Origin of the sequence: Acrocarpospora phusangensis (genome assembly GCF_016862995.1) — a bacterium.
Classification (GTDB): Bacteria; Actinomycetota; Actinomycetes; order Streptosporangiales; family Streptosporangiaceae; genus Acrocarpospora; species Acrocarpospora phusangensis.
The window spans coordinates 42239-61171 of record NZ_BOOA01000050.1 but is presented as its reverse complement, the minus strand read 5'-3'; the positions used below and the strand labels follow the sequence as shown (position 1 = coordinate 61171).

17 protein-coding genes are annotated in these 18933 nt (G+C 69.2%); 12 read left to right on the top strand and 5 right to left on the bottom strand.

Going from position 1 to position 18933, the window contains the following annotated elements:
* Positions 1-98 precede the first annotated feature (98 nt).
* Positions 99-1109, bottom strand: coding sequence for a LacI family DNA-binding transcriptional regulator (locus Aph01nite_RS27095; protein ID WP_204043823.1), 1011 nt, complete (start codon positions 1107-1109; stop codon positions 99-101).
* Between the two features lie 171 nt (positions 1110-1280).
* On the opposite strand from Aph01nite_RS27095, the gene Aph01nite_RS27090 reads away from it, so the two are divergent.
* From Aph01nite_RS27090 to Aph01nite_RS27075, 4 genes are read left to right on the top strand one after another with little or no spacing between them, the layout of a single operon-like run.
* Positions 1281-2549, top strand: coding sequence for an ABC transporter substrate-binding protein (locus Aph01nite_RS27090; protein WP_204043822.1), 1269 nt, complete (start codon positions 1281-1283; stop codon positions 2547-2549).
* Between the two features lie 52 nt (positions 2550-2601).
* Positions 2602-3543: a carbohydrate ABC transporter permease gene (locus Aph01nite_RS27085; protein ID WP_204043821.1), complete on the top strand. Its 942-nt coding sequence runs from the start codon at positions 2602-2604 to the stop codon at positions 3541-3543.
* Positions 3540-4328, top strand: a complete 789-nt coding sequence (locus tag Aph01nite_RS27080) for a carbohydrate ABC transporter permease (RefSeq protein ID WP_204043820.1) — start codon at positions 3540-3542, stop codon at positions 4326-4328. Before Aph01nite_RS27085 ends, Aph01nite_RS27080 begins: the two co-directional genes overlap by 4 nt.
* A complete protein-coding gene (locus Aph01nite_RS27075) occupies positions 4321-6015 on the top strand; it encodes a glycoside hydrolase family 127 protein (protein ID WP_204043819.1) in 1695 nt (564 codons plus the stop codon). The genes Aph01nite_RS27080 and Aph01nite_RS27075 overlap by 8 nt, the downstream gene beginning before the upstream one ends.
* Before the next feature lie 4 nt (positions 6016-6019).
* Here the strand turns inward: Aph01nite_RS27075 and Aph01nite_RS42270 are convergent, their stop codons facing one another.
* Together Aph01nite_RS42270 and Aph01nite_RS27060 are read right to left on the bottom strand one after the other, a co-directional pair.
* Positions 6020-6475, bottom strand: a complete 456-nt coding sequence (locus Aph01nite_RS42270) for a DivIVA domain-containing protein (RefSeq protein ID WP_275419296.1) — start codon at positions 6473-6475, stop codon at positions 6020-6022.
* A 23-nt stretch (positions 6476-6498) separates the two neighbouring features.
* A complete protein-coding gene (locus tag Aph01nite_RS27060) occupies positions 6499-7602 on the bottom strand; it encodes a ZIP family metal transporter (RefSeq protein WP_204043817.1) in 1104 nt (367 codons plus the stop codon).
* A 215-nt stretch (positions 7603-7817) separates the two neighbouring features.
* On the opposite strand from Aph01nite_RS27060, the gene Aph01nite_RS27055 reads away from it, so the two are divergent.
* The 4 genes from Aph01nite_RS27055 (at position 7818) to Aph01nite_RS27040 (ending at position 11358) form a co-directional block, all read left to right on the top strand.
* Entirely contained in the window at positions 7818-8702 is an 885-nt protein-coding gene (locus Aph01nite_RS27055) for an ABC transporter substrate-binding protein (RefSeq protein ID WP_204043816.1), read from the top strand.
* Positions 8699-9544 carry an amino acid ABC transporter permease gene (locus tag Aph01nite_RS27050; protein WP_204043815.1) on the top strand — a complete coding sequence of 282 codons (846 nt, stop codon included), beginning with the start codon at positions 8699-8701 and terminating at the stop codon, positions 9542-9544. The genes Aph01nite_RS27055 and Aph01nite_RS27050 overlap by 4 nt, the downstream gene beginning before the upstream one ends.
* The gene (locus tag Aph01nite_RS27045) at positions 9544-10266 is read left to right on the top strand and encodes an amino acid ABC transporter ATP-binding protein (protein ID WP_204043814.1); all 723 of its coding nucleotides are present in this window, start codon (positions 9544-9546) and stop codon (positions 10264-10266) included. Before Aph01nite_RS27050 ends, Aph01nite_RS27045 begins: the two co-directional genes overlap by 1 nt.
* 90 nt (positions 10267-10356) lie before the next feature.
* Positions 10357-11358, top strand: a complete 1002-nt coding sequence (locus Aph01nite_RS27040) for a zinc-binding alcohol dehydrogenase family protein (protein WP_307836804.1) — start codon at positions 10357-10359, stop codon at positions 11356-11358.
* Between the two features lie 52 nt (positions 11359-11410).
* Here Aph01nite_RS27040 and Aph01nite_RS27035 read toward each other — a convergent pair whose 3' ends face one another.
* Positions 11411-12277: a hypothetical protein gene (locus Aph01nite_RS27035; protein WP_204043812.1), complete on the bottom strand. Its 867-nt coding sequence runs from the start codon at positions 12275-12277 to the stop codon at positions 11411-11413.
* A 266-nt stretch (positions 12278-12543) separates the two neighbouring features.
* Here Aph01nite_RS27035 and Aph01nite_RS27030 point away from each other — a divergent pair, with 266 nt between their 5' ends.
* Together Aph01nite_RS27030 and Aph01nite_RS27025 are read left to right on the top strand one after the other, a co-directional pair.
* Positions 12544-13545: an endonuclease/exonuclease/phosphatase family protein gene (locus Aph01nite_RS27030; RefSeq protein WP_204043811.1), complete on the top strand. Its 1002-nt coding sequence runs from the start codon at positions 12544-12546 to the stop codon at positions 13543-13545.
* 129 nt (positions 13546-13674) lie between these two features.
* Complete coding sequence (locus tag Aph01nite_RS27025) at positions 13675-13989, top strand: hypothetical protein (protein WP_204043810.1); 315 nt, start codon at positions 13675-13677, stop codon at positions 13987-13989.
* 45 nt (positions 13990-14034) lie between these two features.
* Here the strand turns inward: Aph01nite_RS27025 and Aph01nite_RS27020 are convergent, their stop codons facing one another.
* Positions 14035-14394, bottom strand: coding sequence for a VOC family protein (locus tag Aph01nite_RS27020; RefSeq protein ID WP_239162001.1), 360 nt, complete (start codon positions 14392-14394; stop codon positions 14035-14037).
* Between the two features lie 212 nt (positions 14395-14606).
* Here Aph01nite_RS27020 and Aph01nite_RS27015 point away from each other — a divergent pair, with 212 nt between their 5' ends.
* Positions 14607-15899 carry an ArsB/NhaD family transporter gene (locus Aph01nite_RS27015; protein WP_204043808.1) on the top strand — a complete coding sequence of 431 codons (1293 nt, stop codon included), beginning with the start codon at positions 14607-14609 and terminating at the stop codon, positions 15897-15899.
* A gap of 102 nt (positions 15900-16001) precedes the next feature.
* Positions 16002-18917, top strand: coding sequence for an NACHT domain-containing protein (locus Aph01nite_RS27010; RefSeq protein WP_204043807.1), 2916 nt, complete (start codon positions 16002-16004; stop codon positions 18915-18917).
* Positions 18918-18933 lie beyond the last annotated feature (16 nt).

Genomic DNA, 18933 nt, shown 5'->3' with positions numbered 1-18933 from the left:
CATTCTTGCGGAGGTGCATGAAGGAGTGGGAAGTAAAGGTTTTCGGAAACGTAAACTTTACAAGCGGTGCTGTCAATAGAAACCGGGGCGTAAAGGTTTCAGGCCGGGACGGTCGACTCGCGGATCACCAGACGGCAGGGCATGCGGTGCACGCCGGGGGTGGCCTTGCCGTCGATGGCCGCGAACAGGTGCTGCGCGGCCGTGCGGCCGAGGCGCTCCAGGTTCATGTCGATGGTGGTCAGCGGCGGCCTGGTCTCGGCCGAGAGCACTTCCCAGTTGTCGTAGCCGACCACGGCGATGTCGTCGGGGATGCGGTGCCCGCGCTCCCGCGCCGCCTCGATGAACCCGGCCGCGATCTGGTCGCTGCCGCACATCACCGCGTCCACCTCGTGCCGCAGCACGAGTTCGGCCGCCTGCCGCCCCCACCGCTGCGACCACGCCCCGAACATCGGCTCCCCGCCGGCCGGCTCCAGACCCGCCTCCGCCAGCGCGGACTTCACGCCCTCGGCCCGGTCCTGCGCGGCCCGGTAGTGCGTGGGCCCGGTCACGTGGGCGATCCGCCGCCGCCCCAGCGTGATCAGGTGCTGCACGGCCGTGCGCGCCCCGGCCACGTCGTCCGGCACGAACGACACGTCGTCCGGATCGTCCGACGGCGCGTACGCGTACACGACGGGGACCGGCACGTTCCGGCTGATGGAGGGGCGCGGGTCGGTGCTCTCGCCCACCACGATGAGCCCGTCCACCCGGCGGGCCAGCAGGGTGCGCAGGTGGTGCTGCTCGCGGATGGAGTCGCCGCGCGCGTCGCAGAGCATCACCGCCATCTCGCCGGCCCCGAACGCGTCCTCCGCGCCGAGCAGCACCGGGATGCCGAAGCGGCCCACGCTGTCGCTGGTGAGCAGGCCCACCGTCCTGGTCTGCCCCGAGATCAGGCTGCGGGCCGCCGCGTTCGGCTGGAAGGCCAGCTCCTGGGCGGCCTCCAGGACCCGCTGCCTGGTCTCGTCCCGCACCTGCCCGCGCCCGTTCAGCGCCTTGGACGCCGTCGCGATCGACACGCCCGCGCGGGCCGCCACGTCGTTGATCGTGGCCGCTCGTGGCCGCTGAGGAGTCATCTGCGAAAGCCTTTTCTGTTGGTACGGAATCGTTATCCTGAGCCGATTCCGCAGACCATAACCCCACTACACCATCGCAGGCAAGCCGACCACCTCTTGACAGCCCCTCATGTTGCGCTTACGTTTCCGAAAACCTTTTCAGCGTGCATCGGGGGATGCAGAGGAGACAAAATGGATATGCCCCGACGCCTCGGCGCGCTGCTCGCCGCAGCGTTGCTCGTGACCTCATGCGGCGGCGCGGAGACGCCCCCGGCCGGGGAGAGTCCGGCCAGCCAGGCTCCGGCCGCGGTGACGATCAAGGTGTGGACGCGGGCGGCGACCGAGTCGCACACCAAGGCTCTGGCCGAGGCGTACAACGCCGCGCACACCAACAAGGTCGAGGTGACGGCGTACCCGAACGAGGAGTACCCCGCCAAGATCGCCACAGCGGCCGGGGCCAAGAACCTGCCCGACCTGTTCGCCTCCGACGTCGTGTTCGCTCCCAACTACGTGTCGCAGGGCCTGTGGACGGATGTGACCGAGCGGTTCGGGGCACTGCCGTACAAGGACAAGGTCGCCCCCGCGCACATCAAGGAGGCCACCCAGGACGGGAAGATCTACGCGGTCCCGCACACGGTCGACGTCTCCGTGCTCTTCCTCAACAAGGCCCTCTACACCAAGGCCGGCCTCGACCCCGAGAAGCCGCCCACCTCGCTGAAGGAGATGGCCGAGCAGGCCACCACCATCCGGGAGAAGATCGGCGGCGACACGTACGGCACCTACTTCGGCGGCAACTGCGGCGGCTGCAACGTCTTCACGCTCTGGCCGTCGGTCTGGGCCGAGGGCGGCGACGTGATGAACCCCGAAGGCACCCAGTCCACCGTGGACGGGCCGCAGATGGCCGCCGTCTTCGACGTCTACCGCAAGCTGTTCGAGGCCGGTGTGGCCGCGCCCGGCTCCAAGGAGGAGAACGGCACCACCTGGCTGGGCGCGCTCCAGGCCGGCAACATCGGCGTCGCCCCCGGCCCGTCCGCGTGGCTCGGGCTGCTGGAGGAGAAGGGCATCGACGTCGGCGTCGCCCCCATCCCCGGCGTCAACGGCGGCACCTCCACCTTCGTCGGCGGCGACGTGATCGGCATCAGCGCGACCACGCAGCAGGCCGAGGCGGCCTGGGACTTCCTCGCCTTCACCCTCTCCGACAAGGTGCAGGGCGATCTTCAGGCCAAGAGCAGGAGCACGGTCGCCCGTACCGACCTGACGGCGACCGACCCGCGGGTGCAGACCATGAACGAGGTGATGGCGGTGGGCCGCACGCCGTACGCGCTGAAGTTCAACGAGTCCTACAACGACTCGCAGAGCCCGTGGCTGAAGACCCTGCGGGACGCGCTGTTCGGCGCGGACCCGGCGGGCGCGCTGAAGGCCGGCGCGGCCACCATCACGGCTTCCCTCAACCAGCAGTAGCGGACCTCGCCGGCGCCCCCGTCCGTCCCCGGGGGCGCCGGTTGGAGAACGAATGAGCAACTCTCTCGGCGTACGCGCCCGGCCGGACCGGGTCACCGGCGCCGCCCCGCCCGCCCCACCCCGGCGCAGGTCATCCGGCCTGACGGGGCTCGCCTACGCGGCCCCGGCGGCGGTGATCGTCGCCCTGTTCTTCCTGCTGCCGCTCGGGCTGGTCGTCTGGATGTCACTGAACAAGTGGCCCCTGCTCGCCCCGCCCACCTTCAACGCGCCAGGCAACTACACCCAGATCGCCGACAACGCGCTCGTGCTCGACGCCGTGGTGTTCACGCTCAAGTACACGGCGGTCGTCACCGTCCTGCTGTTCAGCGTCGCCTTCGGTCTCGCGCTGCTGGTCCAGCACCGCCGCCCGGGCATCGGATTCTTCCGCGGCGCCTTCTTCCTGCCCGCGGCGGTCGGCTGGGCGACCGCCACCCTGCTCTTCTTCGGCCTGCTCAGCGACCAGATCGGGCCCCTCAACGACCTGCTCGAAGGGATCGGCCTGATCGACGCGCCGGTGTCCTGGACGGCCGGCGACCCGGCGGTCGCCTTCGGCTCCACGGTCACGCTCGTCATCTGGCGGTGGGCCGGGTTCAACATGCTGATCCTGCTCACCGGCCTGCAGGCCATCCCCAACGAGATCTACGAAGCCGCCCGGGTGGACGGCGCCAGCGCCTTCCAGGCGTTCCGGCGGATCACCCTGCCGCTCATGCGGCCCACCATCGCGCTCGTGCTCTGCCTGATGATCACCGGCTCGCTGCTCGGCTTCGAGCAGTTCTACATCCTCACCCGCGGCGGCCCCGGCAGCAGCACCACCTCGGTGGTGATGGTCATCGTCCGGGAGGCCTTCGTCCGCTTCAACCTGGGCTCGGCCGCCGCCATGTCGGTGCTCGTCCTGGCCGCGCTGGTGCTGCTCAACGCGCTCCAGCTCGCCTTCATCCGGCGGAGGAACTCATGAGACGACCGGCCTACTACGCCGGCATGGCCGTGCTGTCGCTGCTGTTCGTGTATCCGATCGTGTGGAGCGGCTGGTCGTCCGTGCGGCTCGGCGACGCCTTCAGCCTGGACAGCTACCGCAAACTCGCCGAGTACGGCGAAGGCGTCGGCGTCTACCTCACCAACACCGTCATCCTGGTCCTGTTCACGGTGGCCGGCACCCTCCTCGTCGCCACCTTCGCCGGGTACGCCTTCGCCCGCTTCCGCTTCCCCGGCAAGGGCCTGCTGTTCGTGCTCATCCTGGCCATCCTGATGGTGCCGTACCCGACCATCCTGATCCCGCTGTACGTGCTGCTCGGCTGGCTGGGGCTGCAGGACTCGCTGCTCGGCCTGGCCCTCGTCATGATCATGTTCCAGCTGCCGTTCGCCGTCTTCATGATGCGCAACGCCTTCGAGTCGGTGCCGCGCACCCTCGACGAGGCCGCGATGATCGACGGCTGCGGCAGTTTCGGCGCGCTGGTGCGGGTGCTGCTGCCCGCCGTGGTGCCCGGCCTGGTGACCGTCGGCCTGTTCGCCTTCCTGGCCTCGTGGAACGACTACGTGGCCCCGCTCATCCTGATCAGCTCCAACGAGCGGTTCACGCTGCCGGTGGCCGTGGTCAACATGCGCCTGCACAACTTCGGCGCGGTCGACTACCCCACCATGCAAGCCGGCGTGGTCTTCATGGCCCTGCCCTGTCTGGCCATCTTCCTCCTCCTCCAGCGCTACTACGTGCGCGGATTCATGTCGGGAGCATTGCGTGGTTAACCCAGTCGTTCCGTCCACTGGCGCGCTCACCCCCCTCGGCCTCGACGCCGTACGGCTGTCGCCCGGCTTCTGGGGAGACCTGCGCGCGCTCAACCAAGAAGTGATCATCGGCCACTGCCTGGACTGGATGGAAAAACTCGGCTGGATCGGCAACTTCCGCGGCGAGTCCGCCCGGGGCCGGGAATTCGCCGACTCCGAGGTGTACAAGCTGCTGGAGGCCATGTCCTGGGCGCGCGACCCCCGCTTCGACGAGCTGGCGGCGACCGTGGTGGCCGCCCAGGAATCCGACGGATACCTCAACACCCGCTGGAGCGGCGACCGCTACCGCGACTTCGAGTGGGGCCACGAGCTGTACTGCTACGGCCACCTCATCCAGGCCGGCGTGGCCCGGTGGCGCACCTCCGGCGAGCACGAGTTCACCGATGCCGTCCGCCGCGCCGCCGACCACGTCTGCCGGCGCTTCATGGACACCGGGGAGACCTGCGGCCACCCCGAGATCGAGATGGCGCTGGTCGAGCTCTACCGCCTGACCGGGACCGACCGCTACCTGGAGATGGCCCGGCGCTTCGTCGAACGCCGCGGCACACCCGCCCTCGCCGAGGTCGAGTTCGGCCGCGCCTACTTCCAGGACGACATGCCCGTACGCGACGCGGACGTGTTCCGCGGCCACGCCGTCCGCGCCATGTACCTGGCCTGCGGAACCGTCGACGTGGCCGTGGAGACCGGCGACACCGAACTCCTGGCCGCCGTCGAGGCCCAGTGGGAACGCACGATCGCCCGCCGTACGCACCTGACCGGGGGCATGGGGTCCCGGCACTCCGGCGAGTCCTTCGGGGACGACTTCGAGCTGCCGCCGGATCGGGCGTACTCGGAGACGTGCGCGGCGGTCGGGTCCGTCATGCTGTCGCACCGGCTGCTGCTGGCGACCGGCCGCCGGCGGTACGCGGAGCAGGCCGAGCGCACGCTGTACAACGTCGTGGCCGCGTCGCCGGCGCTGGACGGGCGGTCGTTCTTCTACACCAATCCGCTGCAGGTCCGGGTGGCGGGGCAGCCGGCGGAGGGCGTGAACCCGCGCGCCGAGGGAGCGTTGCGGGCGCCCTGGTTCGCCGTGTCGTGCTGCCCGAACAACGTGGCGCGCACGCTGGCCTCGCTGCCGGCGTACCTGGCGACGGCCACCGCCGACGGGATCCAGATCCACCACCCGGCCGCGGGCGAGATCACCCACGACGGCCTGGAACTGCGGGTCGAGACCGGGTACCCGTGGGACGGCGGGGTGGCCGTGCACGTGGTGGCCGCGCCCGCCGCGCCTCGGCGGATCAGCGTGGGCGAGCACACCGAGGAGCGGGTCTGGGAGCCGGGGGACGTGGTCGCGGTGGAGCTGGACGTACGGCCGCGCTGGGTGCGCCCCGATCCCCGGGTGGACGCGGTACGCGGTTGCGTGGCCGTCGAACGCGGGCCGCTGGTCTACTGCGCCGAATCGGCGGCGGGCGGGCCCTCGCTGGAGCTCGTCCAGGTCCTGACCGGGACGCCGCCCCGGGAGGAACGGGCGGACGGGGTCGTGGAGCTGGAGGTGCCGTCGGCGGCGCTCGGGGACGGGGTCGTGGGGCCGTTGCGGCTGGTGCCGTACCACCGGTGGGGGAACCGGGGGCCGGCCACCATGCGCGTCTGGCTGCCCGAAGTCTCCTGACCGGTCACGGGCGGCCGGCGACGAACTCGTTGATCCAGGACAGGTGGTCCTGGATGTCGGCGCGCCTGCGGTCCGCCTGCTGGCGGCGGTTCTCCAGGTCGCGGGCGTGCTCCTGCTCGGTGATGGCGAGGATCTCGGCGGCCCGGCGCAGCCGTTCCCGCAGTTCGAGCTCCACGTCCCTGGCCCGGGCCTCGGCCTCGGCGACGATCGCCTCGGCCTGCCGCTGGGCCGAGGCGATCACCTCCGCCGCGCCCGGCCAGGTGGGGGCCGGGATGCCGCCCAGGTCGCAGCGGGCTTTGAGCCGTTCGTACTCCCGGTGCAGGCGGGTGAGGCTGGTCTCCACCATGCCCAGGAACACGTCGACCTCCGCCAGGTCGTAGCCCTCACGGAGCCGGACGGTGGTGAAGACCTGGTTGCGGACATCCTCCGCCGTCAGCACGTAGTCGTTCGCGTCGCCCATTCTGGATCTCCTCTCGAAGCGCCTTACGACAGTTCCGCCAGCAGCTCGGCACGCTGCCGATCGTCCAGATCGCCGATGGTGTGGTCGGGACCGATGCCGGCGAAGAAGAGCAGGTCGGCGATGTCGCCCTGGTCGTAGCGGGGGTGGCCGCGCAGCAGCCACGCCACCCGGATGCGCCTGGTCAGCCGGTCGGTTCTGGCGAACAGCTGGGCCAGGCTCAGCGCGCCCGACACGAACGCGCCGCGCAACTGTCTCTTGTCCCGGAACGAGGGCGGCGTCGGGGCCGGGTTCGGCCGGGGCCTGGCGACGACCCGCCCGAGGACGGTCGGCCGCTCCGCGCCGGGAGCGTGCCCGGGGATCCACTGCACGGCGCTGATGCTCAGCGCGACCGTGGCGGCGACCGTGGCGGCGGTCAGCACATGCCGTCGCGGCACCCGGCCGTCCTCGTGCCTGCTCGCCGCCAGCTTCAGGCCCAGCAGGGCCGTACGCGACAGGATGCCGGTGGCCACGCCGAGCAGGATGGGCACCGCCCGGCTGGGCATCGGGCTGACCATGCCGATCGCCATCCCCACCAGCGGGCTGGCACAGGCCACCAGCAGCAGCGGCGTCAGCCGCTGCCCGGCCATGTCCAGCAGCGCCACGATGGCCAGGCCCTCCCCGGCCGAATGGATGACCAGCGCGATCACGACGACGGCCGAGGCGCTCAGGGCCAGGGTCGCGCCCTCGATCACCCGGTGCACGGTCAGCGCGGCCGCCGTGCCCACGCCGCCGAACAGCGCGGCGGCGGCCATCTCCTTGATCCGCCGGTGCAGGCCGGGCGCGTGCCGGCCGGCGGGCGGGTCCGAGGTGTGGACGTGCTCCTTGCGGGTGAAGTAAGTGACCACCAGGAAGCCGAGCCCGATCGCCAGCCCCATGCCCCACAGCGGCACCCCCTTCTCGACCGCCTCGTGCCAGGCGTCGGGCAGCAGGTCGACCACGGCGGTGACCAGCATCAGCGCCGAGGAGACGGCCAGCCAGACGGTCACCCGCCGGGCATGCCGCCGGGCCAGCCACGCACCCACCAGGGTGGACAGCGAGACCAGGGAGACGGCCAGCCACGCCGCCGCGCCGGGAGATCCTCCCTCCACCCGTGCTCACCCCACTCTTTGCCGGAACCACCTGCAATGATTACGGAGAGTAGATATCCCGCCACGCTGCATTCACACCTGTGCGGGCATCTCTTGACCAACCGGCCGGGGTCCGCTTTGAGTCTTGGTCTTTTGTCATGTCAAACTCGATTTGCCGACGGCGGAGTATTCCGACATCCTCGGTAGGAAATTCCTCGCACGTTCCGGAGGTCACCTTGCCCCGTACCCCCCTGCTTCTGGCAGCCGGTGTCCTCGCCCTGGCCGCGGTCGCCTGCGCGCCCGAGGACCAGCAGCCGACCACCGCGGCCACCGCGACCGGCGCCGCCCCGGCCTCCTCGGCCGCGGCGCCCTGCGCGAAGGACCAGCTCAAGCTGATCACTCCGGGCAAGCTCACCATCGGCACCGACAAGCCCGCGTACGAGCCGTGGTTCAAGGACGACGACCCCGCCAACGGGCAGGGCTTCGAGGGCGCGGTCGCCGCGGCCGTCGCCACCACGCTCGGGTTCACCCCCGCCGAGGTCGCCTGGGAGGTCGTGCCGTTCGACTCCTCGTTCGCGCCCGGCCCCAAAAAGTTCGACTTCGACATCAACCAGGTCTCGATCACCCCCGAGCGGGCCAAGGCCGTCGACTTCAGCGACGGGTACTACGCGGTCAAGCAGGCCGTCGTCGCCCTGGAGGACTCCCAGGCAGCCGGCGCGACCACCCTGGCCGCGCTCAAGTCGGTCAAGATCGGCGTCCAGGTGGGCACCACGTCGCTCCAGGCCGTCCAGGACGTGATCAAGCCCGAAGCCGACCCGAGCGTCTTCAACCAGCAGATCGACGTGGTCAACGCGCTCAAGAACAAGCAGATCGACGCCATCGTGGTCGACCTGCCCACCGCGTTCTACATCTCCGCCGCCCAGGTCGACAACTCCAAGATCGTCGGCCAGTTCGCGGCCACCTCCGGCGCCCCCGAGGAGTTCGGCCTGCTCTTCGAGAAGGGCAACCCGCTCGTCTCCTGCGTCAACCAGGCGCTCGGCACCCTGAAGTCCTCGGGTGAGCTGGCCAAGATCGAAGCCCAGTGGCTGACCTCCACGGCGGGCGCGCCCGAACTCTCGTGAGCGTCGACTGGATCAAGAGCGACCGCCAGCTCGCTCGCGAGGCGCTGCTGCGCGCCCGCGGCAGGCGGTCGGTCACCGCCGCCACGACCTCCACCGTCATCGTGGTGGTCGTGGCGGTCGCGCTGATCATCGCCTCCCCGGGCTGGCCGCGCGTGCGGGAGACGTTCTTCAGCTGGGACGCCCTCGTCACGTCGTTCCCCGACGTGCTGCGCGGCTTCCTGCTCAACGTCTTCATCTTCATGATCGCTGAGCCGATCATCCTGGTGCTGGGCCTGGGCGTCGCCCTCGTACGCGGTCTGCGCGCGCCCGTCTTCTTCCCGCTGCGCGCCGCCGCCACCCTCTACACCGACATCTTCCGCGGCATCCCCGTCATCCTGCTGATCTACCTGGTCGGCTTCGGCGTCCCCGCCCTCCAGTTGCAGGGCGCCCCCTCCGACCCGGTCACGCTGGGCATCATCGCGCTGGTCCTCTCCTACACCTCGTACGTCGCCGAGGTGTTCCGCTCCGGCATCGAGTCCGTGCACCCCAGCCAGCGCGCCGCCGCCCGTTCCCTCGGCCTCTCCCACGGCCAGACCATGCGCTACGTGGTGGTCCCCCAGGCCGTACGGCGGGTGGTTCCGCCGCTGCTCAACGACTTCGCGTCCCTGCAGAAGGACACCGCCCTGGTGGCCCTGCTCGGTCCGCTCGAAGCCCTCCGGCAGGCGCAGATCCACGTCGCCAAGACCTTCAACTACACGCCGTACCTGGCGGCGGCGCTGCTGTTCATCGCGCTGACCGTGCCGATGGCGCGATTCACCGACCACCTCGCCGCCCGCGCGGCCCGGCAGCGCGGAGACGGCTGATGGCCCTGCTCACCATCGACGGCGTCTGGAAGCGCTACCAGGACCACGCCGTGCTCCGCGGCGTCGACCTCGCCGTCGCCCCGCACGAGGTGGTCTGCCTCATCGGCGCCTCCGGCTCCGGCAAGTCCACCCTGCTGCGCTGCATAAACCTGCTCGAAACCGTCGACGACGGCGCCATCTACCTGGACGACCAGGAGATCACCGACGTCCGCGCCGACCCCGACGAGATCCGCAAGCGCATCGGCATCGTGTTCCAGGCCTACAACCTGTTCCCGCACATGACCGTGCTCGACAACATCACCCTCGCCCCGCGCAAGGTCCACGGCGTCACCCCCGCCCAGGCCGAAGCCCAGGCCCGCGAACTGCTCGCCCGCTTCGGCCTGGCCGACAAGGCCGCCACCTACCCCGACCGCCTCTCCGGCGGCCAGCAGCAGCGCGTCGCCATCATCCGCGCCCTCGCCACCAACCCCCGCCTGCTCCTCCTCGACGAGGTCACCTCCGCCCTGGACCCCACCCTGGTCAACGAGGTCCTCGGCGTCATCCGCGAACTCAAGCAGTCCGGCATGACCATGATCCTCGCCACCCACGAGATGTCCTTCGCCCGCGACATCGCCGACACCATCTGCTTCCTCGACCAGGGCACCCTCGTCGAACACGGCCCCCCCGCCCAGATCTTCGACACCCCCCAGAACCCGCGCACCCGGGAATTCCTCTACGGCTGACCGCCGTACCCGGTCACCCGCTTCCGGTCGATGACGTGCTGAAATGGGACGATCACGGGAAGTGAGCGAGTCGGGGGTGCTCTGGTGGACATGATGCGGGTGGTTGGGTTTCGGGAGAATCTGCCGGTGGATGATCCGTCGTGCCTGATCGACGTGGAGGTGCCGGTGCCGCGGGTCACCGGGCGGGATCTGCTCATCCGGGTGCAGGCGGTGTCGGTCAATCCGGTGGACGTCAAGATGCGCATGCGCCGGGAGACGCACGGCGAACTGCAGATCCTCGGGTACGACGCGGCGGGGATCGTCGAGGCGGCCGGGCCCGAGGCCGGGCTGTTCCGGACGGGGGACGAGGTCTACTACGCGGGGTCCATCGCGCGGCCGGGGAGCAACGCGCAGTTCCAGCTGGTGGATGAGCGGCTGGTGGGGCGCAAGCCGTACATCCTGGATTGGGCGGAGGCGGCGGCGATGCCGCTGACGAGCATCACGGCGTGGGAGACCGTGCACGACAAGTTCCGGCTGTCCAAGGACAGCGGAGGGACGATGCTCGTGGTGGGGGCGGCCGGGGGCGTGGGGTCGATGCTCTTGCAGCTGGCCCGGCGGCACTGCCCGGATCTCATGCTCGTCGGTACGGCGTCGCGGCCGGAGTCGCGGGAATGGGCGGCGGAGATGGGCGCGCACCACGTCGTCGATCACCGGGGGGACCTGGCGGCGGCCGTGCGCGCCGTGGCGCCGGACGGGGTGGACTACGTCTTCAGTCCGTTCTCGGCGGGGAACCTGGAGGCGTACGCGGAGATGCTCAAGCCCGGAGGGGAGATCACCGCGATCGACGACCCCGAAGGGCTGGACGTCACCGTGCTGAAGAGCAAGAGCCTGACCTGGCACTGGGAGTTCATGTTCACCCGGCCGCTGTACGCGCCGCACGACACCGCCCATCACGACCTGCTCAACGTGGTGGCCGAGATGGTGGACGGGCAGCAGGTGCGCAGCACGCTGACCAGGCGGCTCGGGCCGATCAGCGCGGCCTCGATGCGGGAGGCGCACGCCATGGCCGAGCGGTCGGCCGCCATCGGCAAGATCGTCATCGAGGGCTGGTGACAGACGGAAGGCCGCGCTGCCCGGTCGGGCGGCGCGGCCTTGTCGCGTCGGCTCAGTCGCCGAGGTCGATGGTGCCGAGGACCGCGGGCGGGAGCGTCAGCTGGTCCAGCATGTCGGCGACCAGGCGGTCGTCGGGAGCGTAGATCCACACCTTCTTGCCCCAGTCGCTGAGGTAGGTGTCGCTGCTGAGCTGCATCTTGACGGGCGCTACGGGCTTGGCGCCCTTGGCCGGCTTGATCGAGAGCACCAGGTTCTCGTTGGAGGCGACGCGCCGGATCAGGCCGTCGTTGTCGCCGATCCAGAGCTTCCAGTTGATCTTGATGCTGATCTTGATGTCGAACAGCGTGGTCCTGAGCACGTTGGAGCCGTAGTAGAGCGTGGTGGGCACGCCGTCCACGACACCGCCGGCCTTCTTGCCGTCCACGTCGGCGAGCAGGGCCTTCAGCTCACGCGGCGAGAGCACGTCGATGGCGGATCCGCCCAGACCCGGCCGGGTGATGAAGTTCTTCGACTTCAGCCAGATCTTGCCTTCCGGCAGCAGGATGTCGTTGAGCCCGCCGGTGACGTAGTAGTAGTCCTTGAGCGTGATCGTCTGGGTGGACCCGGTGAACTTGTCGGGGTCCAGGCCGAGGATCTTGGCGACCTCTTCGGCCAGCTTGGTCAGCGAGCCGTAGTCGACCGTCGTGATGATGTTGCTGGCGGCCACCTGGGAGCGGCCGAACTGCAGGTCGCCGTACGAGCGGGTCTTGACCCCGTAGTCCGGGTTGGTTTTGGAGACAGACTCGAAATGTACGCCGTGACCGCTCTTGAGCTGCTTGGCTAACGCGGCGACGGGATCGACCGCCCGTGCCTGCGCCACTCCCGATGTCAGTGCTGCGGTGACCGCCACGCACATGATCACCGTGATCAAACGCCTCATCTGAGGCCCTCCGTGTCAGATCCGGTTTCCCCGTGGATGCCCGCCGTTCGGGTATCCCGCGAAACTTTGGCCCATGCTCGGGCCGCTGACAAGGGATTTATCGATCTTGCGACCTATTTGGAAGGAATTGGAGCTTCGAACACATGGTGTGGACACATTTCGTGCACCGTTTCTTAAGACAAGGCGGTTTGCCCTGAGTCAACCCCGGCGACAGCGCGGCGCGCCTAAGCTACGGGCTACCTGACGCCTGACTGGGGATGTGCACGGTGGCTCTTGACGCGAAACAGCTCGAAGCGCCGGTCTCCCCGGCGGGGAAGCCACGCCGACGATCCGTGACGGTGCTGGTCTGGGTGGTCGTGGCGGCATTCGGGTCATGGGCGGGGCTTCGCTTCTCGATGTGGGAGGTGAATTTCACCTGGGTTCAATTGGTGGCGTTCACCCCGGCCGTGGCGTTGATCTCGCTGGTCGCGCCGGTGCTCGCGCTGCTGACGCGGCGGTGGACGGCACTGGCCGTGGGTGTGGCGGTGAGCGGGATGCTGGCCACCATGGTGCTCCCGCGCGCGATCGCGGACTCGAACCCTGTGACGTCGGGGTCGTCGTTGCGGGTCCTCGCGTCGAACCTCAAGGTGGGGGACGCGCCTCCGGAAGCGCTGACGCGCCTGGTACGCGACCTGCGCGCCGACGTCCTCGCCGTGCAGGAACTGACACCGGCCGCCGCCGAAGGGCTTGAAGCGGCCGGGCTCAGCCAGGTGCTTCCGTTCCACGTCGGAGAAGCCCGGCCAGGCGTCGGCGGCTCCGGAATCTACTCACGTTTCCCGCTGACCATGACCGAACTCCTCGACTTCGGCGGATTCGGCCAAGCCCGAGCGACCGTGGAAACCCCCGGCGGCAAAGTCGACATCGTGTCCGTGCATCCCTGCGCTCCCGTCGAGAAATCACTCCACCGATGCTGGGAGGACGGACTGGCCGCACTACCCCGCCCGGACGGCACCCCCAAGGTCCTGCTCGGCGACTTCAACGCCACCCTCGACCACGTACGGATGCGCGACCTCCTCACGGCCGGCTACCGGGACGCCGCCGACGCCACCGGCAACGGCCTCACCCCCACCTGGCCGTCCATCGCCTGGACCCTCTACGGCCTGCCGATCCCCCCGGTCACCCTCGACCACATCCTCGTCAACCAGGCCACCGCCGTACACGCCTTCAGCACCCACACCCTCCCCGAAACCGACCACCGCGCCGTCTTCGCCACCCTGTCCCTCCCGTAGCTTCTTCGGCGGCGTTGACGGCTGGGTGGTGGGGGCGTAGTTTCTTTTAAGAAAGTTTCCTAAGAAAAGGCTGCCTGTCCGGGCGCTGAACTCGCGTGTTGCACCACTCATCCAAGCCAGGAGTGACGCATGGGTACAAGGAAATGGGTCGCCGCCGCCTCCGCCACCACGATGCTGACCGCGGCCCTGGTCGCGGGGACGGCGTCGAGCGCCCAGGCGGTGCCGACCAACTGCAGCACTCAGCTCAACACGCAGCAGAGGTGGGCCACCAGCTTCTGCTCCGGCGGGACCGGCGAACACCGGATCAGGGTTCTGCAGCGCCACTTCCTGCCAGAAGTGGGATTGATCCCGATCGAGGGTCCCTGGGTGTCCGTCGGAAGCGTCTCCTACGCCACCATCTCCCCGCACACGACCATCAATGTCTGGGTTGAGACGCGGGGCTGAGCACCGGCCGGAGCCCGCCGACGGGGATCGGCGGGCTTCGGCGTCTCAGCCGCGGGGCGTGAACACGCCGAACAGGTTGCCGGCGGGGTCGAGCAGGTAGGCGTTCGCGGGCGCGGACTCCGAGGCCGCGTACTGGACGACCACCCGGCCGCCCAACTGCTCGACCGTCTTGCACACGGCGGCCACGTCCTCGACGGCGACCGAGAACACGGCGTGCTTCGGCATCGTGCCGCCGGTGCCCAGAATGCCGCCGCTGGGCGCGCCGCCGTCCGTCGTGATCAGGCGGTAGTCCATGCCGGTGTCGGCGTTGAACTTCCAGCCGAAGGTCTCGCCGTAGAAGCGCTCGGCGGCGTCCGGGTCGTCCGTGGCGATCTCGAACCAGGCAACCGTGTTGTACGCAGTCATGATCAACTCCAGGTAGGGTGACGTGCCCGAACGGGCACGCGAGCCAGCATCACCTCCCCCCGCGACACCCCTATGTCGGATATTTCGGGGCATTGGTAAGGTCGGTGGAAGGTGAGCCGGGAAGTCTGGTCGGCAGTTCTGCCGCCGATTTCCGAAGGAGTCTCGCCCGTGGGTGCCTGGATCATCGATTCGATCTGCCAGGCGGTCTCCGGGTGACGGCGCTCGCGTGGCTGTCCCTCGCGGTCTTCCTCGGCGCGTACGCGCTGATCGCCACCGAACGCATCCACCGGGTCGCCGCGGCGCTCGGCGGAGCCGGGATCATGCTGCTGATCCACGCCACCGACGCGGAGGCGGCCTTCTTCTCCGAGCACAGCGGTGTCGACTGGAATGTCGTCTTCCTGCTGCTCGGCATGATGGTCATCGTCAGTGTGCTCAAACGTACGGGAGTGTTTGAGTATCTGGCGATCTGGGCGGCCAAGCGGGCCCGGGGCCGGCCGTACCGGCTGATGGTGTTGCTGGTGGTCATCACCGCGGTCGCCTCGGCGATGCTCGACAACGTGACCACGGTGCTGCTGATCGCGCCGGTGACGTTGCTGGTGTGCGCGCGGCTGGGGTTGCCGGCGGTGCCGTACCTGATCGCGGAGGCGATGGCCTCCAACATCGGCGGCGCGTCGACGCTGGTCGGCGATCCGCCCAACATCATCATCGCCAGCCGGGGCGGCCTGTCGTTCAACGACTTCCTGATCCACATGGCGCCCATGGTCATCGTGCTGATGATCGTCTTCGTCGGCCTGTGCCGGATCATGTTCCGCGATTCATTCCGGTACGACCCGGTACGCGCGGCCGAAATCATGCAACTCGACGAACGCGAGGCGATCGCCGACCGCACCCTGCTCTGGCAGAGCCTGGCCGTGCTGGCCTTGGTCGTGGCCGCCTTCGTGCTCCACCCGGTCCTGCACTACGAGCCCTCGGTCGTGGCGATCCTCGGCGCGGGCCTCCTGGTCGCCGCCACCAAGGTGACCACCGAGCAGGCCATCGAAGAGGTGGAATGGCCGACCCTGGTCTTCTTCATGGGCCTGTTCGTCATGGTCGGCGCCCTGGTCGAGACCGGCGTCATCGGCAGGATCTCCCAGCTCGCCGTCGACGCCACCGGAGGCCGCCTCGGCCTGACCACCATGGTCCTGCTGTGGGCGTCCGCCGGCATCTCGGCCATCGTGGACAACATTCCGTACGTGGCGACAATGAGTCCCATCGTCGCCGACCTGGTGCAGGCCAACGGCGGCGGCGAACACGCCCAGGTGCTCTGGTGGGCCCTCGCCTTCGGCGCCGACCTGGGCGGCAACGCCACCGCCGTCGGAGCCGCCGCCAACGTGGTCATCGTCGGCATCGCCGCCAGAAACGGCCACCCCATCAGCTTCTGGCAATTCACCAAGTACGGCCTGATCGTCACATTCATCACCATCACCCTGGTGACGCCGTATCTATGGTTCCGCTACTTGTCCTAATCGAGCCGGCGAAATACCTATTCCAGGAAACCATCCTCGGGATATTGCAACGATCAGGACTCGGGTATGGCACGCGTTGTTTCGATCGGTTCTCATCGGAATGTGAATCGTAGGCGCGGGGTCAGAATCGCCGGCGGCGCCCTGGCACTGCTGGCCGTACCGATCGGCGTCGCAGTCAACCAGGTGCTCGACGGCGGTGAGTGGAACTGGCGGTGGCTGGCCCTGGCGGCCGGACTCGTCCTCCTCACCTGGGCTCTCGATCAGGTGCTGCGCCTGCTGGAGGAGCGTCCGGCCGAGACCGGGCCGGAACGGCACCGCGCCAAGACCGTACGAGGCGCGCGGTTCGCGCGAAGCTACGCCAAGTACGTGCTGAGCGTCCTGCGGTTCGTGGACCAGAAGGGCTTGCCGACGGTCGGCGACAACACCCCAGAACTGGACAAGGTCTTCGTCGACGTCGGACTGGAACGACGCCCGCCGCACCAGGTGTCCGCGCATCCGCTGGCACGCCAGGCGGATGGATCCGAACGCCGGTCGATCTCCTCCTTCATCGGGAGGAAGGAGCCCGCGATCATCGCGGTGACCGGCGCGCCCGGCAGCGGCAAGACCACCCTGCTGCGGCACACCGCCCGGCGGGTGGCGGCGGCGACCGGGCGCAAACGCTGGGGGCGCCCGGTCCCGATCCTGCTCTACCTCCGTGACCACGTGCCGGAGATGACCGCCCCCGACCAGGAGCTTCCCTCGGTCGTACGCGGGACGCTGGAGGGCCTCGCGGCCAAGGAGCCGGCGAGCTGGTTCGAGGAGCGCCTGGAAGCGGGCGACTGCGTCGTACTCCTGGACGGCCTGGACGAGGTGGCCGACGAGCGCGACCGGCAGCAGGTCGCGAGCTGGGTGGAGCGGCAGATCGCCCGATACCCGGAGAACGACTTCGTGATCACCTCCCGGCCGCGCGGCTACCAGGGCCCCGCCCGCATCCAGGGCGCGACAGTCCTGGAGGTCCAGCCCTTCAGCGCCGATCAGGTCAGCGTCTTCGTGCACGGCTGGTACCAGGCCATCGAACGGCTCAGCACCGGCACCGAGGGCGAGGACGTGGAGCGCCTCGCCGCCCGGGGCGCGGACGGACTGCTCCGCAAGCTGGAGGACAACCCGGAGCTCCAGGCGCTGTCGGTGAACCCGCTCCTGCTGACCATGGTCGCGAGTGTGCACCGGTTCCTCGGGGCGCTGCCGGGCACCCGCGCCGCGCTCTACCGCGACATCTGCCAGGTGATGCTCTGGCGGCGGCGGGAGGCCAAGCAGCTGCCCGGCATCCTGCGCGGAGCCCATGCCGAGGCCCCGATGCGCGAGGTGGCCTACGAGATGATGCGGCGCAAGGTCACCGCGCTGAGCGAGGCGGAGATCCTCGCGGTCATCGCGCCGAGCCTGACCCGGTTCCCCGGAGAGGTGACCGCCGAGGCCTTCCTCCAGGACGTGGTGTCCGGCGGGCTGCTGATCGAGCAGGACGTGCGCAAGGTCGGCTTCGCGCATCTGACCTTCCAGGAGTACCTGGCCGCGGCGTACATCCAGGAGGAGCGGCTGGGCGCCCAGCTCGTGAACCACGTGACCGATCCCTGGTGGCACGAGGTGACCGTGCTCTACGCGGCGGGCGCCGACGCCGACGACATCGTCCGGGCCTGCCTGATGGCCGGCGAGGTCAACGCGCTGACCCTCGCCTTCGACTGCGTCGAACTGGGCGGGCCGCTCGACCCAGATCTGCGGCGGCACCTGTACGAACTGCTCGAATCGGGCAGCGGCGACCCCGAACTCGACCGGCGGGTGGCGCTCGCGGCGATCCTGCGCGCCGTACGGATCTTCGGGCCGACCGAGGAGCGGGGCGGGCTGTCCGTCATCCCGATCAGCAACGCGCTCTACCAGATGTTCCTGCGCACCGAGCCTGACGAGGACGCGCACGGCACGCCTGCCCCCGACCTGGAAAGCCCCGTTCTCGGCGTACGCGGCTGGTCCGCGGAACGCTTCGTGGCGTGGGCGAACGCGCTCGGCCCGGGTTCGGCGTTCCGCCTGCCACGACCGGAGGAGATCGACCCCTCCGTGGTACGGGTGGCCTTCAACGGAGCCGTCTCGGAGATCTGGGTACGGCCGGCCGAAAGCGCCGGAGAACATCCCCTGCTCTGGACTCCCGCCGGCACGCGCGCACCCCTGATGGAGAACCCGGGCCGCGACGACCCGGAGACCATGCTCTTGATCTACCGGATCCTGCTGCTGCTCCTGGCCCGCAATTACCAGCAGCGCCTCGGCGAATCACTCGCCGCGGCCAAGCCGTTCAACCCCGGCGACGTCCTCTCCTGGTGCCAGGAGATGAACAAGGCTTTCCAGGAATTCGCGACCAGAACTCGTTCCGTGTCCGCGAACCCCTGGCTGGGACAGTGCCTGCTCGCCGGCGGCGTCGTGGCGGAAATCCTCCCCAATCATCAGGGCGCGAGCTTCCGGCGGCGGACCGACGCCCTCGATCTGATCGTGGACATCGAAAAGGCCCTCGACACCGCCTTCGAGGAGTTCCACGCGCATGAAAGCGGACTGCCCGTCCGGCTCGGACTGGACGGAAACCTGCGCTACAACCAACTCGGAGACGTGCTCACCCGCTCCTTCTCCAAAGCCCGGGGGCGCCCGGAATACCTGCTCCGCGAATTCGGCGACGCCGGTCACCCGGCTCAGCTCCCGCCGAGTCCTGACCAGTTGAAAGACCAGCTCCTGGAGATTCACCGGCTCGCCGGAGACGAGTCCCGTCCGTGGCTCACCACATTGCTGAATTCGCTGCGGGAATTCATCGTCCCGCTCGTTCTCGGGCGCATCGACCCGACTCCGGCACATGTGACGGAGGCCAGGGTCATCGTGAACTGCCTTACCGACGCGGTCGGCAGGCAATCAATTCTCCGGACCGCCGTCGCCTATCTGTCCTGGCTCGAACAGCGGAAACACGGCCAGAAAAGCCCAGCAGAATCGATCTTGCTGGTACGTGAGATCTAACCTGGCCGCCAGATTT